15 protein-coding genes are annotated in these 22,734 nt (G+C 45.4%); 8 read left to right on the forward strand and 7 right to left on the reverse strand.

Annotated features, from left to right (window positions below; all coding sequences use genetic code 11):
* Nucleotides 1–229: 229 nt before the first annotated feature.
* Nucleotides 230–1,243, forward strand: coding sequence for an HNH endonuclease (locus ACL934_RS07670; protein ID WP_374079535.1), 1,014 nt, complete (start codon nt 230–232; stop codon nt 1,241–1,243).
* A 12-nt stretch (nt 1,244–1,255) separates the two neighbouring features.
* Here the strand turns inward: ACL934_RS07670 and ACL934_RS07675 are convergent, their stop codons facing one another.
* Nucleotides 1,256–2,386 (reverse strand): hypothetical protein, encoded by a 1,131-nt coding sequence (locus tag ACL934_RS07675; protein WP_374079538.1) that lies wholly within the window; start codon nt 2,384–2,386, stop codon nt 1,256–1,258.
* Nucleotides 2,387–2,546: 160 nt separating this feature from the next.
* On the opposite strand from ACL934_RS07675, the gene ACL934_RS07680 reads away from it, so the two are divergent.
* The 3 genes from ACL934_RS07680 to ACL934_RS07690 all read left to right on the forward strand — a co-directional run bounded on the left by ACL934_RS07680 (nt 2,547) and on the right by ACL934_RS07690 (nt 7,504).
* A complete protein-coding gene (locus ACL934_RS07680) occupies nt 2,547–3,002 on the forward strand; it encodes a host attachment protein (protein WP_374079540.1) in 456 nt (151 codons plus the stop codon).
* A 109-nt stretch (nt 3,003–3,111) separates the two neighbouring features.
* Nucleotides 3,112–4,389 carry a TolC family protein gene (locus tag ACL934_RS07685; protein WP_374079543.1) on the forward strand — a complete coding sequence of 426 codons (1,278 nt, stop codon included), beginning with the start codon at nt 3,112–3,114 and terminating at the stop codon, nt 4,387–4,389.
* Between the two features lies 1 nt (nt 4,390).
* Entirely contained in the window at nt 4,391–7,504 is a 3,114-nt protein-coding gene (locus ACL934_RS07690; RefSeq protein ID WP_374079545.1) for an efflux RND transporter permease subunit, read from the forward strand.
* A 35-nt stretch (nt 7,505–7,539) separates the two neighbouring features.
* Here ACL934_RS07690 and ACL934_RS07695 read toward each other — a convergent pair whose 3' ends face one another.
* From ACL934_RS07695 to ACL934_RS07710, 4 genes are all read right to left on the reverse strand, one after another.
* Complete coding sequence (locus ACL934_RS07695) at nt 7,540–8,319, reverse strand: methyltransferase domain-containing protein (protein WP_374079548.1); 780 nt, start codon at nt 8,317–8,319, stop codon at nt 7,540–7,542.
* Nucleotides 8,320–8,361: 42 nt separating this feature from the next.
* Nucleotides 8,362–9,492, reverse strand: a complete 1,131-nt coding sequence (locus tag ACL934_RS07700) for a CapA family protein (RefSeq protein ID WP_374079550.1) — start codon at nt 9,490–9,492, stop codon at nt 8,362–8,364.
* Between the two features lie 79 nt (nt 9,493–9,571).
* Nucleotides 9,572–10,264 carry a CHAD domain-containing protein gene (locus tag ACL934_RS07705; RefSeq protein ID WP_374079553.1) on the reverse strand — a complete coding sequence of 231 codons (693 nt, stop codon included), beginning with the start codon at nt 10,262–10,264 and terminating at the stop codon, nt 9,572–9,574.
* A gap of 77 nt (nt 10,265–10,341) precedes the next feature.
* Nucleotides 10,342–11,187, reverse strand: a complete 846-nt coding sequence (locus ACL934_RS07710; protein ID WP_374079555.1) for a LysR family transcriptional regulator — start codon at nt 11,185–11,187, stop codon at nt 10,342–10,344.
* A gap of 114 nt (nt 11,188–11,301) precedes the next feature.
* On the opposite strand from ACL934_RS07710, the gene ACL934_RS07715 reads away from it, so the two are divergent.
* Nucleotides 11,302–11,679, forward strand: a complete 378-nt coding sequence (locus ACL934_RS07715; RefSeq protein ID WP_374079557.1) for a hypothetical protein — start codon at nt 11,302–11,304, stop codon at nt 11,677–11,679.
* Nucleotides 11,667–12,425: a hypothetical protein gene (locus ACL934_RS07720; RefSeq protein WP_374079559.1), complete on the forward strand. Its 759-nt coding sequence runs from the start codon at nt 11,667–11,669 to the stop codon at nt 12,423–12,425. Before ACL934_RS07715 ends, ACL934_RS07720 begins: the two co-directional genes overlap by 13 nt.
* Here the strand turns inward: ACL934_RS07720 and ACL934_RS07725 are convergent.
* Nucleotides 12,422–13,291, reverse strand: a complete 870-nt coding sequence (locus tag ACL934_RS07725) for a hypothetical protein (RefSeq protein ID WP_374079561.1) — start codon at nt 13,289–13,291, stop codon at nt 12,422–12,424. The genes ACL934_RS07720 and ACL934_RS07725 overlap by 4 nt on opposite strands.
* 255 nt (nt 13,292–13,546) lie before the next feature.
* On the opposite strand from ACL934_RS07725, the gene ACL934_RS07730 reads away from it, so the two are divergent.
* Nucleotides 13,547–14,458, forward strand: coding sequence for an SDR family oxidoreductase (locus tag ACL934_RS07730; protein ID WP_374079563.1), 912 nt, complete (start codon nt 13,547–13,549; stop codon nt 14,456–14,458).
* Nucleotides 14,459–14,460: 2 nt separating this feature from the next.
* Here ACL934_RS07730 and pbpC read toward each other — a convergent pair whose 3' ends face one another.
* On the reverse strand, nt 14,461–16,611 hold the full coding sequence (gene pbpC / locus ACL934_RS07735; protein ID WP_374079565.1) for a penicillin-binding protein 1C: 2,151 nt from the start codon (nt 16,609–16,611) through the stop codon (nt 14,461–14,463).
* Between the two features lie 178 nt (nt 16,612–16,789).
* Between pbpC and ACL934_RS07740 the strand changes: the two genes are divergently transcribed.
* Nucleotides 16,790–22,711, forward strand: coding sequence for an alpha-2-macroglobulin family protein (locus tag ACL934_RS07740; protein WP_413613279.1), 5,922 nt, complete (start codon nt 16,790–16,792; stop codon nt 22,709–22,711).
* Nucleotides 22,712–22,734 lie beyond the last annotated feature (23 nt).

The following is a 22,734-nucleotide window of genomic DNA, read 5'->3' on the forward strand; positions in this document are numbered from 1 at the left end:
AAGTGCTTTTGTTCTTGACGTGATTTTTCTCTCTTAAATTTGCCCATTATTGTATTTGTATTTTGTAAACGAGAAGCTTCTTGTTTAATCAATGAACTCTTTTTATAGGTCAATTCCCGACGTATTAAGGCATGGTCAAAGTAGTTTTGAGATTAGCTGTTCATTTTGAAAATGCCAGAAAATGCGTATTTAAAACCCGTGATATATCACTTTCACTAAGAGGTGAGAGATGAATATTAAGTTTCTATCTGATGAAAATCTTGAGCAGAGTTTGAAGTGTTTGGTGCAAAAGGAACGAGAAGTGCTTGCGGATATTCTTGCGCACATCGCTGAAGTGGATCGTAGAAAACTTTATCTATCTAAAGCCTATCCGAGTCTTTTTGATTACCTTACAAAATATCTTGGTTATTCTGCGGGAAGTGCGCAAAGAAGAATTGATGCGGCTAGATTGTCACGGGATATTCCCGAAGTCGCGGAAAGTCTGGAGTCTGGAAGTTTGAATCTTTCGCAGGTCAGTTTGCTTCAGAAAGCTATTCGTCAGAATCAAAAGGAAGCTCATTTAAAGATTCCTTTGGAAACAAAGAAAGGCATTCTTAATGAGCTGGTTGGAAAGTCTTATCAAGAATCAGAAGTTTTGGTGGCTCGTGCTCTTAATATTGAAATCAAGCAGGCTCCTAAGATCCAGTATCAAGCTGATGAATCTATTCGTTTTGAGGTGAGTTTCACAAGAGACCAGTGGCAGAAGATGGAAGAGATGCGGACGCTGTTGTCACATTCACTGCCAAATGGAAGTTGGGATCAAGTTCTTGAGTTTGTGGCGGAGAAAGTTATTCAGCAGAAATCGCTTCAATCTTTAAAAAAGGAAAGAAAGAAGAATGCTGTTGGCGGACATTCGTTTGATTGTAAAGCTACGGACGAAGCGAGACTTCAAAAAGTTGAAAGACCGGAAAACATCGAAGAGGCAGGTATTTCTGATTTAGCGAAGGCTGGGTATACTAATGAATTCATTTTCAACCAAAGGAAATATATTCCGCTGCCGTTACGTCGAACGATTTTTCAGCGAGATCGGTGCTGTCAGCATATTGACAAGAAGACCGGAAAGAAATGTTCTTCACGATGGCAACTCCAAGTAGATCACATCCAACCAGTTTGGGCAGGCGGAGATAATCAGGCTGAAAATCTCCAACTGTTATGTGCGGGACATAACAGGATGAAGTATAAGGTGGAAGCACGACTTGCGTAGCTGAATAAAAAGCTATGCATTTAAGATCGCGGCAGCCGGAGACCTCGTTGGCATGTCCTTATCATTCAGGACAACGACCTCGCCTCCGTGACGAATCACTTCACAGGCGATGTCATCCAGGATGTCATCGTCCTTGGAGTTTATTTGTTTTTCATGGAAAGTGATTTGGCTGCTTTTTCGATGTAGCTGTCCCCAGATTTCACTGTTGTCGCGAAGGAAAAGGGTTTTCACTTTACCATTTAAAGCGGCTCTTGAGATTTTCACCAAATCGTCGATCACTTTTTTCTGACGGGCAAGTTCTTCCATTTCCAGAGTCGAAAGATTTTTGTGTTTGCTGATATTATTTTGAATATGCAAACCGGCCTGATGGATTAACGCCTCCATGCGTGGAATTCCTTTGGTCGGATCAATCTTGCAAAGCACGGGAGAGGGATGCGTACTCACTTCTTTATAAGCGTTGAATAACGTGTCATTGGTAAAGACAAAAAGTGGCAAAGTCTTATAAGCCTCCTCCTTGCTGATCTTAGCTTCAATCCATCTTAGAAAGAGTTTAACGCCGGATTTACGTTTGAACTGGCTGTCATTGGTACCGCGACCTCGCAAAGAGGATTTAAGATGGGGAATTTGTGCGGTTTCAGATTCATCTTGGTGTTTCCAGTGAATGCTATTGCTGTGCTGACCTTGATGAAAAAGGAACGTGTGGGACTCGGAGCCGGTATTGCCGTCACAGTTTAAAAGCAACGCTTCTTCGGCGGAGATCACAAGCACACGGTAAATATGGGAACCTTGCAAGTCTTCAATCAAGGGTTTTAAGTGAAAAGTTTCGGCGACGACGACTTTCGAGGGAAGTTCGTGGCCTGCTAAAAAATAACTATTCCAATGCTTGTTAACAAAGAGGGCAAGACCTTGTTCCCGCGATGAAAAGTGTTCTGCAGGATTGAAATTGTAGAGAGTCTCTAACAAATTTTCACGCAACTCTTCGCGAGGATCGAAAGAAAGCAGGTGAGTCGCTCTGCGCACGAGAGCTTCATACTCTAGCTGTAAAGTTTTTTCAGGCATAGCGGGAATATAAATTGAAATACAAGGCCCATCCTGGACAGAGGTGAGACGTAACAGATCTTCGTGATTCAGTTTTTCAATCATAGTGCCTCCGCTTTCTCTGCTCAGTTATTCATAATCTCGCGAATGAAGAGTGAACTCAAAACGTCATTTAACAGTCCAGTGTGAGGGGTCATCTTGAGGGATTCAGCAAAGCTTCGTATAGTGGAAGAAGATCCCTCAACTTACGCAAGAGAGGATGAACATGAAAACCTGGATAGTTGTTGCCAGCCGAACTGAAGCCAAAATATTTGAATACGCGAACAAAAAAGACAGTCAGGTGGAATATGTCACCAAGTTGGAAAATCCTCGGGGTCGTCTCAAAGCTCAAGATATTAATGCCGATAAGCCCGGAGTTTTTACCAGTATCATGTCCTACGGAGGAACGCGTTTGGTGACGGCTCAATCACCCACCGAGCGGGTCGCTCAAGAATTTGCAAAAAGAATTGCCGAGTTTTTGGAGCACGCAAGGCAGCAAGGATCCTTTGACGACGTAATACTTTTTGCGGACCCTCATTTTTTGGGACGTATGAGAGGGGTGTTTTCAAAGAAACTCCGCCAAAGCGTGTCTAAGGAGATCACAAAGGACCTTGGTTCCGTGACGACACATGAAATTAAGAGTCGTTTGTTTTCTGAACCGACAGCATCGACGTCTCTTTGACTTTGCGCTCCCTAAGTTTGGGAGTTCAATCGTTCGTAACGCGATCAATCTTTTTATCGTGTTAAAAATCTTTGATTTGAAAATTTACAGACCTAAGTAAGAATACAGCATGCGTACAAAATCAATGTTGTTACTTCTTTGTGTATGTGTCCTTTCCTTTAAACCCGCTGCCGCCGCCACTTTGCAGGAAGCCTTCCAATCAGCTTTGCAAAAAAATGAAACGGTCGGATTGAATAATCAACGAGTTCTTCAAGCTCAAGAACGGGTGTCGCAAGTGAAGGGCGGATTGTTTCCGCAACTGGCACTAAATGCGACTCACTTGATTCAGCCGAGACCTTCAGATCCCGTGGCGCGAGAGTTTTTTCCGGATAAGCAGACGACGATCAATCTTTCCGCCAACCAAGTTTTATTCCGGGGGCTGCGTGAATTCGCAGGCCTTCGCCAACAAAAAGACTTGGTGTCTTCTCAGGAAGAGATCCGCAACCTTGCCTTGGTTCAACTCTATGAAGAGGTTGCTGTTGCTTATCTCAGCGTCCTGACATTAGAGCGAGATCTTAAAAACTTGGACGTGCAAGTGAAACTTTATGAAGAACGTGTCGGCGAATTGCAGACCCGGGCCCGTCGTGGAGAGTCCAACGCCAACGAGGTTCTCGCAGCTCAATCTACGGAAGCTGCGTTGCGAGCAGAAGCTCAGCTCAGTCGGGGTCAGTTGACAATGGCGAGAGAAAAGTTCGCTTTCATCACCGGTCTTTCTGCTCAGGAAGTTTTGAATGATCCAAATTTGGCAGGCAGTGCGAAAGTGGCTCCCTTGGCGGAGTATCTTAAGCGTGTGGAAGATCGTCATGATGTCAAAGCGGCCCGAGAACAATTTAGCGCGATGGAAGAAGAAGTCTCTATTGCTAAAGGAGCCCATTGGCCTTCTTTGGATTTAACAGGGAATTATTATTTCAAGCGTCCAGAAGGTTTCACCGAGGATCTCAATTGGGATCTGCAATTTCGTTTGACGTTGCCTTTGTTTGAGGGTGGCTCAACGCAAAGTAAAGTGCGTGAGGCGGCTTCCAAAAGAATGGAAGCGGATCTGAACTTGACCCGTCTTCGTCGTCAAGCCAATCAAGAGATCACCTCTTATTACGACATTTTCCAGACAAGGCAAAAACAAGTGGAAGCTTTGAAAAAATCCACGGCTCTTGCAGAAAAAAACTATCAAGTCATGCAACGTGATTACCGTCGCGGTCTGGCGCGCAATATCGACGTGCAGGCGGCATTGACGGATTTCCGCACCGCGACCAGAACGTTGGATCAGGCGATGTTTGCCGTGCAACTTGATTTGATTCATTTGCAAATTGCTTCAGCAGAAATCGTAGCTCCGGCTGCGAAGGAAGAATAGAATGACTTTATCAGATTTATCCATCCGTAGACCCGTCTTTGCATGGATGCTTATGTTTGGTTTGATCGTCTTCGGGGCGATCAGCTTTATGCGCATGGGGGTGAGTGAACTCCCTGACGTCGATTTCCCGGTTATCGCTTTGTCCGTTCGTTATGAAGGGGCGGCGCCAGAGGTTATGGAAGCCGACGTCATCGATCCCATCGAAGATGCTTTGATCAGTATTCAAGGAGTTAAAAATATCACGTCCGTGGCACGCAATAGTACGGCCGATGTGACCATTGAGTTTGATTTGGAACGCAACATTGATGTGGCCTTCCAAGACGTTCAAGCCAAGATGTCGCAGATCCAAGATGCGCTTCCACAAAATATGGACCCGCCGACGGTGATGAAAATCAACCCGGAAGATTTCCCAATCATGTGGTTGTCTTTTTCCAGTTCAACCATGCGTATGGAAGAGATGATGGTCTTTGTAAAAGACCAGATTCGTGACCGTCTGACAACGGTGCCGGGTGTGGGTAACTTGTGGATGCCAGGTTACTTAGAGCCGAACTTGCGTGTGTGGGTTCGTAATAAAGATTTGAATAACTACGCCTTGTCGGTGACAGACGTAATAAATACTTTGCGCGCAGAACACGCCGAACCTCCTGCAGGACGCGCGGAGTACGAAAAAACCGAGTACAGTTTGCGCACATTGGGTGAGGCGAAGAAGCTGGATCAGTTTAACAATATTCTGGTGAACACTCGTGGCGGAGGTCCGAACTACAATCCCATTCCTCTCGGAAAAGTCGCTGACTTTAAAGAGGGTATGGTCGATGTGGTGCAATTTGCCCGTGCTAATGGGAAATCAGCCGTCGGTTTGGGCGTCGTTAAACAACGTGGTTCCAATGCCGTTTCCGTAGCCCATGCGGTGAAAGATCGTATCGCTGAAATTCAAAAGACCTTGCCTGAGGGGACACAGATTGTTGTGAACTATGACGGAACGAAGTTCGTGGAAGAATCTGTCCACGAGCTTGTTTTGACTTTGGTTCTCGCAGCTCTTTTGACCTCTTTGGTATGTTGGTTGTTCTTAGGCTCTTGGTCTTCAACATTCAACGTTTTACTGGCGATTCCAACGTCCGTCTTGGGAAGTTTCATTATTTTATACTTCGCAGGATTTACACTGAACATCTTCACATTGATGGGTCTAAGCTTAGCCATCGGTATCGTTGTCGACGATGCCATCATGGTCTTAGAGAATATCATCCGTCACTTGGAGATGGGAAAGAAACGTCGTGAGGCCGCATTGGTCGGTGCCCGCGAAATCACATTTGCTGCCATGGCCGCTTCCGTTTCTTTGGTTGCGATCTTCTTGCCGATCGCTTTCATGGAAGGTCTGATTGGTCGTTTCTTGTTCCAATTCGGTGTGACCATGAGTGCGGCCGTGATGATCTCATTGCTTGAGGCCCTCACATTGACGCCAATGCGTGCCTCACAATTTGTAGAGTCAGGAGAAAGAAAAACACGTTTAGGTCGTGCGTTTGAATCCAGCTATGACAAATTAAGAGAGATGTACACAAGATCTCTTGAGGTTTCTTTAAGACATCGTTGGAAAGTCATCATGGCTTCTTTGGTGTTCTTCGTGCTGAGTTTTTCTTCCGTGGCTTTCCTCAAAGGGGAGTTCCAACCAGCGCAAGATCAAAGCTCGCTGATGATTCAAATCAGCAATCCACCGAAGTCGGCGATCAGCTTTACGGATGAAAAAGTAAAGATCATCGAGGATTTCTTGCACAAGCGTTCTGAAGTGAACTCTTCCTTCGTTGCGGCTGGTGGTTTCACAGGTGGTGAAGCGAATAATGCCATCATCTTCGTGGACCTAAAACCAAAAGGAAAACGTGGCAAGGACGCTGTTAAAGGAAAAGAATTAAGTCAGCAGGAATTTATCGAAGTGGTGCGTGAGTACCTTAATAAGACAATTCCAGATGCGAAACCCCAAGTGCAAGATCCATCAACGCAAGGCTTTGGCGGCGGCGGTGGTAAAGGATACCCTGTGGAGTTCAGCATCCAAGGACCAAACTGGAATGAGCTTGGTAAGTTCTCGGAAAAAATCGTTGAAGAACTTAAAACGCAAAAAATCATGACCGATGTGAATTCGGATTACCAAGCTGGAGCGCCAGAGGTTCAGATTATTCCAAATCGTCAAAAAGCTTCGGATCGTGGCGTGAGTGTGATCGCCATCGGTGAAGTGGTGAATGCGATGATGGGTGGTGTGGTTGTCGGCAGTTATGAAAAGGGCGGCCATCGTTATGATATTCGCGTGAAAATGATCGACAACGGTCGAGCTCCGCAAGATCGCATCAAAGAACTTAAAGTCCGTAACAATCGTGGCGAGCTCGTGTCCATTGCTGATGTTGTGGATATTAAAGAAGCGGCTGTGGCTTCCAGTATCTCTCGTAAAAACCGTCAGCGTTCGATCATCATTTACGGAAATATCGGGCCGGGTCTAAGTCAGCAACAGTCCGTAGACAAGGCACAAGAAGTGGCAAAGAAGAATTTGCCGGAAGGTTACAAAGTTCTTTTGAGCGGATCGGCAGAAGAGTTCCAAAAGAGTTTCTTAAGTTTGATCTTTGCTTTGGTTCTGGGATTCGTTGTCGCCTACATGGTTCTTGCGTCCCAGTTTAATAGCTTCATCGATCCGTTCACGGTCTTTATGGCATTGCCGTTCAGTTTCTCGGGAGCTTTCTTGGCGCTCTTGGTGGGCGGGCAGTCCCTCAATATCTTCAGTATGATTGGTTTGATCTTGTTGATGGGTATCGTGAAAAAGAACTCGATCTTACTAGTGGATTTCACAAATCAAAGACGGGATAAAGAACACATTCACGTCAACCAAGCCCTGACGGAAGCCTGTCCGACCCGTTTAAGACCGATTTTGATGACGTCTTTTGCGACCATCGCAGGTGCGGTGCCAGCGGCACTCAGCTTTGGTCCTGGAGCAGAAGCTCGTCAACCGATGGCCATTGCGGTGATCGGGGGCGTGTTGGTCTCAACGTTCCTGACTTTGTATGTAGTCCCTTGCGTGTACAGTCTCTTTGCTCGCTTCGATCGAAGAGAAAGAAAGTTTGCAGAAGTGACAGAATAAAGAAAGAAAAGGCGCTGAAACCCAGCGCCTTTTCCTTATAATCTTCCCCAGATAAATATTCTTTTAAATGGATAAAAGAAAGGATGATCGTCGGGAAGAATTTTAAAGAGTCTTTTCGTGTAGTCTTCTAAAAATCGCTCAAAGTCATTTTCTGAAAGGCGACTTTGAAAGTGGGTGAGCATCGAACCTTTAACCCACTCAATGACTTGCTCCCGAGAATCCAAAGTGTGTCCGTAAACTTTGACAAAAACATTTTGTTCTTTAAATCCCAGTTTAAAAAGCAAAGAAGCATAGTCCTCAGGACTGAGCATCACATCAAACTTATTATACGTTTGGCCTCTTAGAAGGTTTTTCCATTCAGTTTCTTCACTCATTTGTCGAGCTAAGGTATGGGTGGGATAGTCGTGATTCATCGGCATTTGTACGGCAACTTGACCATGGGGATTCAAAGCTCGTTTGATCATTTTGAAAATGTCGGCATGATCTCCACACCATTGCAGAGCTGCATTTGAGATGACGAGGTCGTAGTTGTCCTGAGGACGCCAGTTTTCAATATTTCCTTGGATGAATGAAAGTCCCGGTCTTTCATATCTTTTTGCTTTGGCGAGCATCGCATCTGAGAGTTCTAAGCCGGTTGTGGATTTGGGTTTGAATGTGTCGTGCAAAAGCGAGGTGAGTTCGCCCGTTCCAGAACCGAGATCAATAGCAGTCCCTTCAGAAAAAGGTTTCACCAGATCAAGTAAATCTAGGAAAGGTTGAGATCGTTCGTTTTTAAATTTTTCGTATTGGGAAGGATTCCAGCTGTCTTTGGCCATAGAGAAAACTCCTGTTTTCACACTAGGCCTAGGAATGAAGGCTTACAAGGACTTTCTTAGGCAGATAAGCTGGTCAGGCTCTATGCGCGTTTCATTGATTAAATGCTTCGCTGCTTCTTTTAAAACGTCTTTGGCGCCGCGACTGCTAATGGGAAATACTTCGTAGCCATCACGGTAGGTCGGCGTATAGTAAGAAGCTAAAAGTTGCGTTTTTCCATAAGCGTTGCGTCCCAGACGAAGATAAATGACAGCGCCGGTTTTCTTTTCAAGTCCTGATTGAAATGCTAAGAAATTTCCTAAAGAGTAAGCAATCAATGTCGCGCGACCATCTTGAGTGATGTATTTTTCCGTCGGTTGCAAAACATGGGGATGGGAACCAATCACTGCGATGGCGCCTGCATCCAAATATTTTCTTGCAAAACTTGTTTGCCTTTTGTCGGGTGTTTGAGTGTACTCGACACCCCAATGCGGCAATACGACAACGCCATCAATATCAGAACGGGCACTCAGGCGTTTGATCATGGATTCAATTTCATTAAAGTCTTTATAGCAGAAAAGAACTTGTTTTTTAGGGTCCACACCGCTGTTGACCATTTCCGTGCAAGCGATAAAAGCCAGACGATAACCCTTCACGTCGGCGATGTGAAATCTTTCAAAATTGGGATTGAAAGATTCGCGAACGCCAACGAGGGGAATTTGAATCTTCTGAGCCATCTGTATCGTCTTGTCGGTTCCAATGGGCCCGCGATCTAAAGAGTGATTATTAGCATTGCCGATCAAATCCACGCCGGAATTTTTGAGGTCCAGAAGAATTTGTGAATGGAAGTTAAAAACAAACTTGGTTCCGGAGTAAACATTGAGATCATAAGTAAAACCCACGTCGCCGACATCGCGTTGGGATTTATCGATACCCAAGGCGGCGGGGCCTTCTAGGTTCACGACCATGTAGTCGGCTTTTTTAAACAAAGGAATGGTTTTCTTCCATAGGCCCACAAAGTTTTGTGACGGAAGAATCGACTTGTAAAGAGCATCGTGAACCAGGATGTCGCCCGTAAAACCGAGAACCACGGAGCCATCTGCGCAATCAGATCCCTCATAGGAAGCCGCTTTGGCTTGAATTGTTCCAAGCATAAAACAAAGAGCGTAAAATAAGATGCGAAGACCCAGTGTCATGGCCCCTAAGATGATAGTTTCAGGGTTATTTCGCAATAGATAGACCTGGAACGGAAAAAAGGAAAGGACTGTCAAAAACCTAGGCGGTGATCTTTTTATAGGAGGTCTCAGCTCGTTTTAAAAGCAGCTCCATGTCGTGATCGACCTTTTTATGAGCGCCCACTTTTTTCTGTAGGCGTTCCAGATCATGGGTGCGCCCCAAACTCTTTTGCAAAGATTTAAGGAGGGGAGCTTTGACGGAGAGAATCTCCATACGATAGATCATTTTTTTCGTTTCAATACGAATTTCGTGCAGGGCCTTTTTATCGTCGGGGATTTCTTTGGGCCACTTTCCAATCCCTTTTTTGATTTGCACTAGCAGGTCCTTTTTGACGAGAGACACGCCGTGAGTCTTTGTTAGGAATACTCTGAGATCACTCTCTAAATCGGAACGAAACGATTTTTTTAGAAACTTTGGCAATTTTTGAAACTCTTTATCCTTCTTTTTCTCAGATTTTTTGTCCTTGAGTTTATAGGTCTCCATGTCTTTAAGAAGGACATCCAATTCGCGATTGGTGCCCAGAATTTTTCCTAAGGCTCTGAGGTTTTTCTTAAGTCGGGGCGGTGGTTGAATCTTAGAACCTTTGCTGTACACCCAAAGAGCCGCCCGCAATTTGCGTGAGAGTATGCGCAACTGATGAACATTTTTAGAATTGGGATCGTCAGCGACTTTGGTGGCCAAGACGGAAAACTCTTCGATATTCTTTTTGAGCTGACGTTCAGACTCGGTCATAGGGCTTCCTGATCGTCTTTTGAATTTAGATAATCTGAAAGCCCACGTCTAGAAAAGTTGAGAATTACAAAGCCGTGCTAAAGAACAACGCGCTCTTGGAGTTCCGTCAAAACCTTCGTCATTAAGCGAGAGTAATAAGGCTGTTCAAAATAGTGCAGGGTCACGGGGCGTTTGTATTTTGCATAACCCGCAACAGTGCGGACGTGCTTGTTGTCTTCGATGAGATGACGACTCATGACAGCTCGGCCCAACCCCAGCTCCACGCCGTCAATAATTCCGTAAACATCCCCCATAAAAGAGCGACGCAGGCTTTTCGGCGCCCGAGTTTGCGCTTTGAAGAATTCTTCGGTGGCATTATCCAAAGGACCATGATCTAAGTAGAGGTCTGATGCCGTGTCGTGTTTTGTGCTTTCTATAACCACAAACTCTTCATGTCCCAGAATGTGTTCGGCAATACCTTTTTTCTTCCACTGATAATCCATAACGATCATATCCGCTCGCGCAGTATTTAAAATATCCGGCAATTCGAACATTTCGTAGGACTGAAAATCCACATGAACCTTGGGGTTCTTTCTTAGAAATGGGGAGAGAGCCGGAATGATCACCGATCTTAAAACCGAAGAGTAGCCCGCTAGACGAAAACTTCCCGCCAACTCCTCTTTGCTCCCTTTAAACTCCGTTAAAAGTTCTTCTTCCATCTTTTGATTGAGGCTTGAAAAACGCAAAAGGCGTTCACCGGCTTCGGTGAGTTTCAACCCACGAGGTTCACGAATAAAGAGGGTCACCTCCAGTTCGTTTTCCAATTGGGTGATTCTTTGGGAAAGCGCTGACTGGGTCAGGCCCAGCTCTTTGGCGGCCTGAGTGATATTGAGGTTTAAAGCTGTTTGCGCAAAGGCCTGAAGGCCCAGGTTTGAGATTTTCATGAGACATTAATTATTCTAATGGATTCATAAAAACAATGAATTTTTATTATTTTAAGAGCTGGCATATACCACAGGGCATGGAAGCCACTTATGGCGCACCTAAAGGAGAGAACAATGAAAAAATGGATGATGGCTTTAACAATTCTGTGTGGTTCATCACAGGCCCTGGCCCTTGCAACGTGGAAACTCGACTGTACAAACGAGAACCAGCAGTCTTCTTTGCAAATCGAGCACGAATACACTCGTTTGACGACAGTGAAAGCGGCCCTAACCACGCCAGAATTTTCTGGATCTTTTGTCGGCACGCACACGGGACTTGGATATGAAATGGCTCCAGCGACAACAGGGGAAGAGGTCTCTTTGCAACTCGTAAAACCTAGAGATCACGGTGGCAGATGTGGACGTTGCATGAATGCAGTATGGCCAAAGGATTATTACTACGCCAAACTCAAGGTTGGATCTCAAGAGTATAACTTCACATGTTACGAATAAAGTGGTTCTTAGCTCAGCTTTTGTTCCTGTCAGGTCTCCTCATTGCGGGAGGCCTGATTTTGACTATGGTTGATTCCAAGTCTGTATTCATCGAATCCGAAGAATCAAAGACTCAGGATTTAAATTCGGTTTTTAATGAAGTTCGATGGATTCCCGGTAAAGACAAAGATGTCTGGATGATGAATCAAAGTCATTTAGGCCGTCACCCCACAGCGGAAACGTGGGAGCGTCTGGCTATTGTCATCGATAAAACGAAGAAGCCTATGGTGGCAAGATTCTATCAACTCGAACCGGGTTCTTTGGTTTGGGAAGAAGACTTGGTTCATCAACGAACTTCGTATCGCGCGAGCTGCTTTATTTGCCACAATAATGGCCCGAGAGCCCTTCGTCCCATTGAAGACAGTGAGGAAGCCTCGTTGTCATGGAAAGAGCGAATGAAAGTTCACCTATGGAATCTTCGTATTAAAACCTACGGACGAATTCACTACGCGCCTGAACACGATCAAGAAGATCCCACGCTCAAAGTGACTTTTGGATTTCATACGAAAGAGGACCGCGATGAACTCAAAGTTCGAACCTGCACATACTGTCATAAAGAAGAGGGGATTTTTGCCAGAGGAGCCTTGCAAAGGCAACAAACGGGAACGATTGAGTCCTTAGTTCAAAGAGGCGAGATGCCGCCTCCAGGATTTCATTTGTCAGAGACTGAGAAAAAAGAACTTCAAGATTTTCTTAAAGGATTTTAGTTTTTGCAGTTGTAAGTGGTGCCCAAGTGCAAATGTTTGCGGTGATCTGCATTCGTCCAGTTGATCGTCGTTGCCGCGACAACGCTTCCGCAACGACTTTTAACAGCACCTTCCCAGCCAGCCATCAATTTTAAGTAAAACGCACGCTCCGAAGATTTTTCTGAAGCGACGGCTTTGGAGTAAAGATACGATTTACCATCCACAATCACTTCTGCAACGTCAATCGCGCGTCCCGTGTTGTGCAAGCTTTTCTTAGCCTGGTGGCGGGCGTCTCCCATAATTCCTTTATGAACCAATACCACTTTCTTAGCGCCAAGGACTCTTAGTAGGTCCTTTTCCATCACGTTCAAAAGACTTGGATGGATAGGACGAGCTGAGCATTTTCCGCCAACAATATAGCGGCCAAAAATATTGCCTTTGCATTCATTCCACACGGTGAGTTTAGAGACAGCCGTGCCACCGCCACCACCTTTGGCCGCAAGTTTTTGGTAGTCAGAAGGGAAATAGTAGTTAGGAATTAGAACGTAAGCAGCATCAAACAAGCTCTCTGCCAATGCTCCATCCGCTGTCATATAGTCGATATCGCTGTTTTCTTGAGACACAACGATTCTTTCGCCCGTTTCAGGATGTTGGATCGTGATGTTTCTCATAAGCAGAGAACCCGGCATGATCTTAGCCTGAATGTATTCTGCTTGAGGGGTGGCTTCCTCGAGACTTAAAAGTTCGGCTTCGTGTTCAGCACACTCCTCGCCAAGGCAAAGCGTCTGGTAGTTAAAATGGTCCTCTTCAAGGTGGTCATGACCTAAGCTTGCAGAGGCATTTTTCGCCAAAACGAATATCAATAAAAATGCAATCATACGCTTCATGAGGAGATCCTCCATACGTCCCGGAAATTTAACAAAGAGCTCATTTGCGAGATTTATTCCAGGCCGAAATCCCCTTAAAAAAGATTTGAGGCAGGGGAATTGTCTAAAATTTTGAGCAAGTGGCGCAAATCGACCTCTTGCGTCCCTCAGAGAACGCCCTATGTTTACATACAAATTTGACGAGTAAAGACAAAGAAGCCTATCAACATTTCCCCCGGTTGCATGATAAATTTTGAAAAAGGCGGGGATGTGAAAATGGAAAAATCGTTGAAAGGGAAAGTAGCTTTGGTCGCAGGAGCAACTCGAGGAGCAGGGCGAGGTATCGCGATTCAATTGGGTGCCGCCGGAGCGACCGTCTATGTGACAGGACGATCAAGTCAATCCCAGCGCTCTGAAATGAATCGTCCAGAAACCATCGAAGAAACTGCGGAGCTTGTCACAAAAGCCGGAGGTCAGGGAATTGCCGTTCGCGTGGATCATCTTGTTCCTGAAGAGGTGAAAGCCCTTGTTACTCGCATTGAAAAAGAACAAGGCGCTTTACACATTCTCGTCAATGACATTTGGGGAGCCACAAAGATGGAGTGGGGAAAAACCGTTTGGGAATCCACTTTAGATTATGGATTGCACACTCTGCGTTTAGCTATTGATACTCATGCCATCACAAGTCACTTCGCACTTCCGCTTCTTATTAAAAATCCCGGCGGTTTGGTGGTGGAAATCACGGATGGAACAAACGAATACAATAACAAGAATTATCGAGTTTCCTTCTTCTATGATTTAGCTAAAGCGGCAAATCTGCGTATGGCATTTTCATTGGCGCACGAATTAAAACCTTATAAAGCCACGGCTGTAGCTCTTTCGCCAGGATGGTTGAGATCCGAAGCCATGCTCGACGCTTATAAAGTGACCGAGGACAATTGGTGTGAGGCTACGAAAATTCAACCCCACTTTGCCATCTCTGAAAGTCCTGCTTTCGTAGGACGTGCTGTTGTCGCCTTGGCGAAAGATCCCGACGTTTCCCGTTGGAGCGGTCAAACCCTTTCAAGCGGACAGCTCGCCCAAGTTTATGGATTTACAGATATCGATGGCAGTCGTCCCGATGCCTGGAAGTATGTCGTTGAAGTTCAGGATGCTGGAAAACGCGCGGATACGACAGGCTATCGCTAAATTTATTCGGCTCCACGAATGGTGAAGAAAACTTTGCTTAAAACCTTTCCGTCGTTGGAAAGAACAGACAACTCATGCTTTCCGACAGGGGGAGTGGTGATTTTAAAAGGACTTACAGCGTCCCCCAAATTTTTTCCGTTCCAAAGAAGCTGACTCCTTGCGGGAATGGCACCTTTAAAACGAACAAAGAGAGCCACATGTTCTTGATCCAAATGAGGATCTTTAATCAGCACCGAGCCTTCCGCGGGAAAGACGAATTGCACACGTTTATCAAGAGAAGGCTCGATGATATCTTGGGCAGGTTCAGTCCCCTTAATAAAGAACTCTTTGTAAGTAGAGTTGGCCCACTGATGGCGCACGTCTTTTTCAACAATGTTGGCAGGGCGAGAAGGAGGCCGGCTCGGCTCTTGGCTATGCAAGGCGTTCATGATTTCATACCAAGAGGGGCCGACACCGGAAACACCACTGACTTTGTTCATAGCCTCCGCATTAAAATTTCCAGCCCAAACGGCCACGGTATAACGTTCACTAAAACCGACACACCAGTTGTCGCGATAGTCCTTGCTCGTTCCCGTCTTCACCGCCGTCCAAAACGGAGTTTCAAGAGGAGTGTCCCAACCAAATCCGATGGAACGTGCGTTGGGGTCCGAAAGAATGGAACTTAAGATATAAGCTGTTTCTTGAGAAAGAATTCTTTTTTCCTCGGACAAAACCTCAGAATTTTTCTGAACGAAGCGAAGCGGAGACCAGACTCCGCCATTGGCCAGCATGCGATAGGCATTGGCAAGTTCGTCCAAGCGGACTTCAACAGCTCCTAAGGCCATGGAGACACCGTAAAAGTCCGGCTCTTTTAAATTTGAAAACCGCAGAGACTGAAAGATGTTGTAGGTCTCATGCAAACCAATGATCGTTACAGCTTTCACAGCCGGAACATTCAGTGAGGATGCCAAAGCTTCCCGAACGGCGACAGGTCCATGAAAATGTTTGTCATAGTTAGAGGGCCGATACACGTCGCCACCCCAGGAGATGGCGGTGGGGTCGTCCGTTAAAATGGAAGCCGCGGTCAAAGTTTTGTTTTCAATGGCTTTGGCATAAATAAAAGGTTTCAAACTCGATCCAGCCTGGCGATAGGACATAGCCCCATCGACGTGGGGATGGGTGGAAGTATTGAGTGTTCCGACATATGCCAAGACTTGACCCGTGTGATTGTCGATAACGATGGCTGCGGTGTCATTCACATTGGAATCTTTCAGCCGGAAAATATTTTTCTCTAAGATAGAGTAAACTTTCTTCTGAAGGTTCCCTTGAATAGTCGACGTAAGAATCGTTTCATCACGGAATTCATTAAACAAACGTCTTGCAAGATGGGGAGCAAGTGAAGGACTTAAAGGCATAGCCGGGGATTTATGAAAGAAAGCTTCCACCGAGGAATGAATGCTTTCGCAAGAGGACTCTTCAGAACTCGTATGTCTTTTGTAAAGCAAACATGCTCTGTGCTTTAAAGACTTTAAATTCTGATTGGGTGACGAAATCATAGAAGCAATAACCAAGGATTCTGCCGGATCTAAAGCCAGAGGGTCTTTATTTAAGTAAGCATAGGTGAGGGCAGGAACTCCCTGGAATTCACTGCGCAAGTGAATAAGGTTGAGGTAGGCTTCTAAAATTTCCTTCTTACTCCACTTAAGTTCAATCAAGACAGCTCGTGCAATTTGCGTGATCTTATGAGCTAGCGAACCTTTTTTAATTTTCCGATTGTGAAGAAGAACATCTTTTTGAATTAGGTCACTGAGCTGCATGGTGATCGTGCTCGCTCCTTGAAGACGTTTTCCTTGTATATTAGCTGAAATGGCGCGGATTAAACCCAGAGGATCAAAACCGAAATGATTCTGAAATCTTTGATCCTCGGCCAAGATCACGGACTCTTGCAGACTTTGCGGGAAATGGGTTAACGGAAACCACGAAAGACGTCGTTTTTTAAAGTCAGTTCTCAGCGTTTGCAAAGGTTCGCCATCGGAAGAAAGAAGAACGCGATCAGAACCAAGAGACATTTTTACGACGTCTTCAAAGTGCGGTGTTGAAGACCAAACGGCAGCGCAGACAATAAATATTGCGACAAGAACGAAAGAGAAAATGATCTTTGTGTTTTTCCGCATAGACGAACAACCTATCTCAAAATAAAAAAATTGCCAGAGATTCCGCGTATTATGCTCGTGCGTGTAAAATTTTTGCCGCACTTTGCGGAATTATAATCCGCCGATCTATTGCCTGTCTCACGAAGCTCTTGTTACAACGCCGAAGAGTCGAAAAAAATAAATCAAAGAGTGAGGACTTATGAAGAATGGAATTCTAAGTTTAAGTGCGTTTTTATTTTTATCATTCGTTGCAAACGCGAAAGAACAAGTGAAAGATTTCAACGGGGTAATTCCGGAGCCCGTTGGAAAAGTCACCGAGTCGTTTTCTCAACTAAGAATAAAATTTCCGTCAACAATAGACAAAAGCAAAAATGGTCAGAAGGAAGCTTTCAAAGTTTCTTGCTCGCCAGCAATGGAAGGCTATTCAAGCTGGGCTGATAACGATACGTTGTGGACGTATAACTTCAAAGCGAAGGATGAATACTCGTCGAACAATGTTGTCGGCGGGACAAAATGCAGCATAACGCAACTTGAAGATCTAAGTTCAAATACCACAACGTGGAAAGCGGGCACTGTGAATTACACGGTGATCGCAAGCGGTCCTAATGTGCAGGAAGTATATGCCGCCCGTGGCTTTCAAGGAACATTGCGTGACATAGAACCTGTGCTGATGATTGTCTTTGACGGGCCTGTGGATCGTTCTCGTTTTTTTACGGAGCAAAGTGGTGTGATTAGTTATCTGAGTGCAAACGCTCCGGCTGAAAAGATGCCTTTGGTTGCCGTGCCTCTGGATCAATCAGAAAAGTTATTCTCCTACTTTACCAGCCATCGTTATATGGGGGTCGAGTACAAAGATAAAAACTGGATACTTGCGACCCTTCGCCAAAACCTGATTCCAGGTGCCCAAGTCAATCTCACAGTTGAAAACCAAGCCAGCGCCGACAATAGCGATGTGCGCTCCGAAAAGAAATTCACCAAAGAATTCTCAGTGCGCAGCCAGTTCCAGGCAAAAATTCAATGCGCAAATCCAAGTGCGAAGAATGCCACTTGCTTACCACGCTCTGCGATCACGGTCGTGATGAACGGGCATACAAAGTGGATGGATGTTAAAGAATCCTACATTGAATACATTCCTTATAAATCCACAGACGGAAAACTTGTAAGAAGTTATCCTGAACTCAATCAGGAAGTGGGACTTTGGGATAGCATCATTGATATTTTGGCTGAATATTTTCCGTTTTTGGCCAAGTACAGCGACACCATTGTTGATTCCATTAATTTCAATGTGAACATTGAACCTGAAACTCAGGCGAAGGTTGTTCTGCCTCCAGGTCTTAAAGATATTGAAAGCCGTCTTCTTTCCAATGCCATTGCAGAGTTTCATATTCGTATCGGCACCATGAGCGAAGTGATTCATGTACCGCAAGAAATTTCTGTTTTTGAAAAAAATGTTCCGAATCTTTATCTTCCGGTTGGAATTGTAAATCTCAATCAGAAAATTTCTATTCGTAAAACAGGAACAGACGACAAAGTTTGGGAACCGATTCGCGATGTCACTTCAATGATCAATATCATTCGCGCCTATGAAAGTCGGGGAGCTTACAGACATACACCGGTTTACACAAGCCCCTTAGAGACATTAGGAGTCGCCAATACCGTCGTTGAACAACAATTGACGGGACCGAAAAATCGTCCGCTCTTTTTGCAATTTCCTTTCGCGGATGCGGGAAAGTCTCCTGCCAGTGGCTTCTATCCTATCGAAGTTTCCAGCCCCACATTTGAGGCGGGACGTTCCTACTCTGACGAAGACCAGTACTTCAATCCTAAATATGTTCTAGCTCAGGTGACAGACCTTGCTGTTCATTTAAAGAAAGGAAAAGTAAATACAGTGGTGTGGGTTACAAGTTTATCTGGAGCCCAACCTCTTGCTGGAGCTGATGTTGAAATCTACAACTGTCTTGGCCAACAAGTTAAGACCCTAAAAACAGACGCCTCGGGTCTGACATCCTTTGAAAATCAGGAGTGGGCCGCAAACTGCAATGCCCCTGGAAATGCTTATTCATCTTATTTTGAAAAGGATTCGTTCTATGTTGTAGCTAAAGTCGGCGAAGATCTCACCTTAACCCATTCTTCGTGGGCAAGTCCCAGCACCTATGCGATGGCTGCTCCGGGAATTGATTGGTATTACAGTGACATCAACGAAAATCAGCCTCACTTCCACAGTGTTGTCGGCGTGAATCTTGTGAAGCCAGGCCAGCAAGTTCCTATCGAACTCATTGCGAAGATTCCGCATGCTAAAGGATTTAGTGAAGTGGCGGAAACGCAACTGCCTTTAGTTGCCCGTGTTATCAGCGCCGAAGATCGTGATGTTTATTATGAACTTCAACTTACTTGGAAAAATGGCGTCTCTAATATTGTTTGGGACGTGCCAAGTGATTCCACTGTGAAGTTGGGACGGTATTATATTGAACTTATCGGTACCACTGAAAGGGAGTCTTTCAATGTCGCCGGAGGAGACATCGAAGTTGCTGAATTCAAGGTGCCATTGATGTCTGGTATTATGTCCTTCCCAACACAAGCTCTGGTTCAACCTGATACGATCCCGGTGAACTCGGTGATTCGTTATGCGAATGGTGTAGGGGCAAAGAATCTGTCTCTGGATATTTCCTATTACTTTGAGTCTACGTCTCTTAAGAGCAAGAATCTTGGCGATTTTTCTTTCGGCAATGGCGCCGTGAAATTAAGCGAAGACGAAAGCAGTGGAGATAGCGACGCGTTGCCGACGCATTCTCGTCCGGCGACAATTCCTGATCTCAAAACGGGCGATGATGGATCTTTAGTTCGAGATCTGGCTCTTGAAAAAGTAGCAGATGGTCGCAGCGTGGCCGAAGTTCTAAAAACTTTGGATCATCCGAAAAAGTTGGTGGCCCGTGTTCGCTATAAAGACCAGATGGGAGAGTTTCAAACTCTTTCACAAGCGAAAGTGATTTATAACTCTCAGGAGTATGTGGGGACCCACTTGATCTCCGGCAGTCGCGCAGAGGCTCGTCTTCGTGCTGCGATCGTAGACGTGGATCAGAAGAATGTGACGGATCTAAGAAATCTAGAAATCAAAGTGATCCGTGTAGAAACAAAAGTCATTGGTGAAGAACTTTATGGCGGTCTTATTAAAAACACTCTGGAGCGTGAATTAAAACCCGTTCGTTGGACCGCAAGCTGTTCTATGCAGAAGCAAGTGGCGAGCTGCAAGGTCGGAACCTTGAAAGCGGGCAATTACGCTTTCCAAGTTATGGCGAAAAACTCGAAGCAAACAGCTCATACATTCTTTAAAGTCGATAGCAACGGTCGTGTGTATGGAGCCAGTGATTACTATGGCTTTGGTGATGGAGAGAGCCAAAAACAATTGCCTCTGGCTCTCAATAAAAAAGAATACAAAGATGGTGAGCGTGCGGTTGTCAGTTTTTCGGCTCCATTTAAAGCATGCCGGGCTCTTCTCACTGTTGAACGTCATGACGTGATGGAAGCATCTCTTGTAACAAACGCGTGTGACAAAGGTTTTGTCGAAGTTCCTGTGAACGCGACATATGCTCCAAACGCTTTTGTCTCTGTTTATGCAATCACGGGACGCGCGCAAGCGGTGACTCTGAAGCCTGGCGAAATCGATCTTGGGCGTCCAACGTATCGTCTGGGTTATGCCAATATGAAGGTGAATTGGAGTCGTTTCAGATCCAATGTCGCTATTAAAATTAATAAAGAAAAGTTCCAACCTGGGGAATCTGTCGAAGGAGAAGTGCAAGTCAAAGCCGAAGAGGGAGTTCTGGTTAACGGCACAGTGACTTTGGTGGCCATCGAAGAAAAGATTCTGGAACTGAAAAACAATGAGACCTACAAAATTCTTGAAGCCCTTATGCAATTGCGTGGTCATGGAGTGGAAACTGTGACTCCACTAGAAAGAGTGGAAACTGTGACGTCCACAGACAACACCGACATTCCAAGCGAGAACACTCGTAAAGGTGGAGATGAAGGCGGGGACGGTGATGGAAGTACGAAAGCAGACTTTAAACGTCGCCTGTTTAACGCTCTTGTTTCATTCCAACCGGGAATTCCTGTGGTCAATGGTGTCGCGAAATTCTCTTTTAATACAAACGACAGTCTGACTCGCTTTAAGATCTTTGCAATCACAACAGATTCAGGCCAAAAATTTGGCACGGGTGAAGCGGTTTATCTGACTGAAAAAGATACGCAAGCGTATTCGAATATTCCATCTGTTGCCCATCATGGGGATACTTATCCCGTAAGAGTGACAGTTCAGAATAACAGTGCTAAGACTTCCAAATTCAAAACTGAGGTCGAAGTCGTTGTGAGAGATGCCAGCGGCAAAGAGATCGGTCGCAAAGTTCTGACGAAACAAGCTGAAATCGAACCTTCGGGATCGGAGTCTGTGGATCTGGGTGACTTCACGATTTCCGAAGATGCCAACCGTATTGAATACGTCGTACGTATTTATGACGAAAACGGAAATCTCGTGGACAGCCTGGAACCCGAGGCGCAAGTCATTTTGCCTTCTGTTCCGTTAGCTATTCATAATTCATATATTGTACAGCTTGAGAATGGGTCTTTCACTCATGAATTGACGAAAGAACTGGGTGCACTTCCCGGAAAAGGTGAGATCCGCGTTTCCTTGTCGAACAGTCTTGTGAGTGGCGCTATCAAACAAATTCAACAGCGTGTGGCTCAAGATATGTTTGCAGACTTTTTCACAGAGTCTCGATTCCATAAAGCGCTCTTAAATAGTACAGAGGCAAAACCAGATGAATTGAAAAAGGTTCTTGATACTCTGATGGGTTCTGTGGATGCCAATGGCTTTGTGAAATACTATCCCCAGGCAAGACGCGGAAGTTTGTGGTTGACGGCATCTATTCTAAACTCACTTCAACAAGAACCATGGGCTTTGAAGCTCATCCCGGTGGCTTTGAGTCAGAAACTCAAAGGAGCCGTGTCTCAAGTTCTTACGAAATCCGTGGATCCGATCTATGTTGGCAAAGCGCCACTTGATTGGGTGCGAGCTCAATCCGTCATGGGTCGCAGCGCTTATGCTTTCCAAGACCAAAATCTGCAAGCATCAGCAAAAGCCGTGAGTGTGACTATTGCGACAGAGCTGCAAAGAAATCCTGCGGCCTTTGGTCCGACGGTTGATAAATGGTCCAACAGTGATCTTGTCAATGTTTGGCTCCTCCATGTCTTCGCAACGCCAGAGACGGCATTGACGTCGCCAATCTATGCGCAACTTCTAAGTCCTTCGCGTTTGGTCTATACAGGGAACATGGCGCAACTCAAAGGAGCTCCTAGTTATGGATTCTTCTACTCTGATGAAACAACTGAGAGTGCCAACCTTCTTTTAGGTCACGCCAAACTGCGCGCCGATAAAAACATCGCAAGAAGTCTTGCCGTGGGACTTGTGAATGTGAACACCAAAGCTTGGTACAATACGGCGACGATGGCCATGGTCGCACAAGGTCTGAAAACTTTTGCCCGCTCTTATGAATCAGAAATCGTCACAGGTTCTTCATTAGTTGCAATTCCAGAAGAAAGAGCGAATGGTTCCGTGGATTGGAGTAAGTCCTCTTCGGTAGAAGTGGCGACACCTTGGACTCACAACAAAGCCACAGTGCAAGTCAGTCACGCGGGTCAAGGCAGCCCGTGGGTTGGAGTGCAAGGATTGACAGCGGTGCCATTGACCGCACCTCGTGGACTGGGACTTTCCGTTGAAAAGAATATTCGCAATGTGAATCGTGAATCCGGCTATCAAGCGGGCGATGTGATCGAAGTCACATTAAGAATTCAAGCCAGCGGCACTGTTGGAAACGTGGCGATGCAAGATCCGATTCCAGCAGGAAGCAATATTTTAAGTGATGCCTATGGAAGTTATAGCTCGGGTCAAAAATCTTACTCGGGGTATAAGTTCTATTTCGAAGTTCTTCCGTCGGGAGTGACAACAGTGAAGTATCAGTTTCAGTTAAACAATCCGGGAACTTTCAAACTTCCTCCAACTCGCGCTGAAGCATTGTATACGCCCAGCGTATTTGGTGAAGCTCCGAACGCAACGTTTATTGTTAAGTAAGGAAGATAAAGATTTATGTTGGT

It is taken from the genome of Bdellovibrio sp. HCB-110, from assembly GCF_047323225.1.
Classification (GTDB): domain Bacteria; phylum Bdellovibrionota; class Bdellovibrionia; order Bdellovibrionales; family Bdellovibrionaceae; genus Bdellovibrio.

What these genes read in the sequence shown, in the direction of transcription:
- ACL934_RS07680 (WP_374079540.1), top strand. Translation starts at nt 2,547, where the DNA reads ATGAAAACCTGGATAGTTGTTGCCAGCCGAACTGAAGCCAAAATATTT.
- ACL934_RS07725 (WP_374079561.1), bottom strand. Translation starts at nt 13,291, where the DNA reads ATGAAGCGTATGATTGCATTTTTATTGATATTCGTTTTGGCGAAAAAT.
- ACL934_RS07670 (WP_374079535.1), top strand. Translation starts at nt 230, where the DNA reads ATGAATATTAAGTTTCTATCTGATGAAAATCTTGAGCAGAGTTTGAAG.
- ACL934_RS07730 (WP_374079563.1), top strand. Translation starts at nt 13,547, where the DNA reads ATGGAAAAATCGTTGAAAGGGAAAGTAGCTTTGGTCGCAGGAGCAACT.
- ACL934_RS07710 (WP_374079555.1), bottom strand. Translation starts at nt 11,187, where the DNA reads ATGAAAATCTCAAACCTGGGCCTTCAGGCCTTTGCGCAAACAGCTTTA.
- pbpC (WP_374079565.1), bottom strand. Translation starts at nt 16,611, where the DNA reads ATGCGGAAAAACACAAAGATCATTTTCTCTTTCGTTCTTGTCGCAATA.
- ACL934_RS07705 (WP_374079553.1), bottom strand. Translation starts at nt 10,264, where the DNA reads ATGACCGAGTCTGAACGTCAGCTCAAAAAGAATATCGAAGAGTTTTCC.
- ACL934_RS07675 (WP_374079538.1), bottom strand. Translation starts at nt 2,386, where the DNA reads ATGATTGAAAAACTGAATCACGAAGATCTGTTACGTCTCACCTCTGTC.
- ACL934_RS07690 (WP_374079545.1), top strand. Translation starts at nt 4,391, where the DNA reads ATGACTTTATCAGATTTATCCATCCGTAGACCCGTCTTTGCATGGATG.
- ACL934_RS07720 (WP_374079559.1), top strand. Translation starts at nt 11,667, where the DNA reads ATGTTACGAATAAAGTGGTTCTTAGCTCAGCTTTTGTTCCTGTCAGGT.
- ACL934_RS07740 (WP_413613279.1), top strand. Translation starts at nt 16,790, where the DNA reads ATGAAGAATGGAATTCTAAGTTTAAGTGCGTTTTTATTTTTATCATTC.
- ACL934_RS07685 (WP_374079543.1), top strand. Translation starts at nt 3,112, where the DNA reads ATGCGTACAAAATCAATGTTGTTACTTCTTTGTGTATGTGTCCTTTCC.
- ACL934_RS07715 (WP_374079557.1), top strand. Translation starts at nt 11,302, where the DNA reads ATGAAAAAATGGATGATGGCTTTAACAATTCTGTGTGGTTCATCACAG.
- ACL934_RS07700 (WP_374079550.1), bottom strand. Translation starts at nt 9,492, where the DNA reads ATGACACTGGGTCTTCGCATCTTATTTTACGCTCTTTGTTTTATGCTT.
- ACL934_RS07695 (WP_374079548.1), bottom strand. Translation starts at nt 8,319, where the DNA reads ATGGCCAAAGACAGCTGGAATCCTTCCCAATACGAAAAATTTAAAAAC.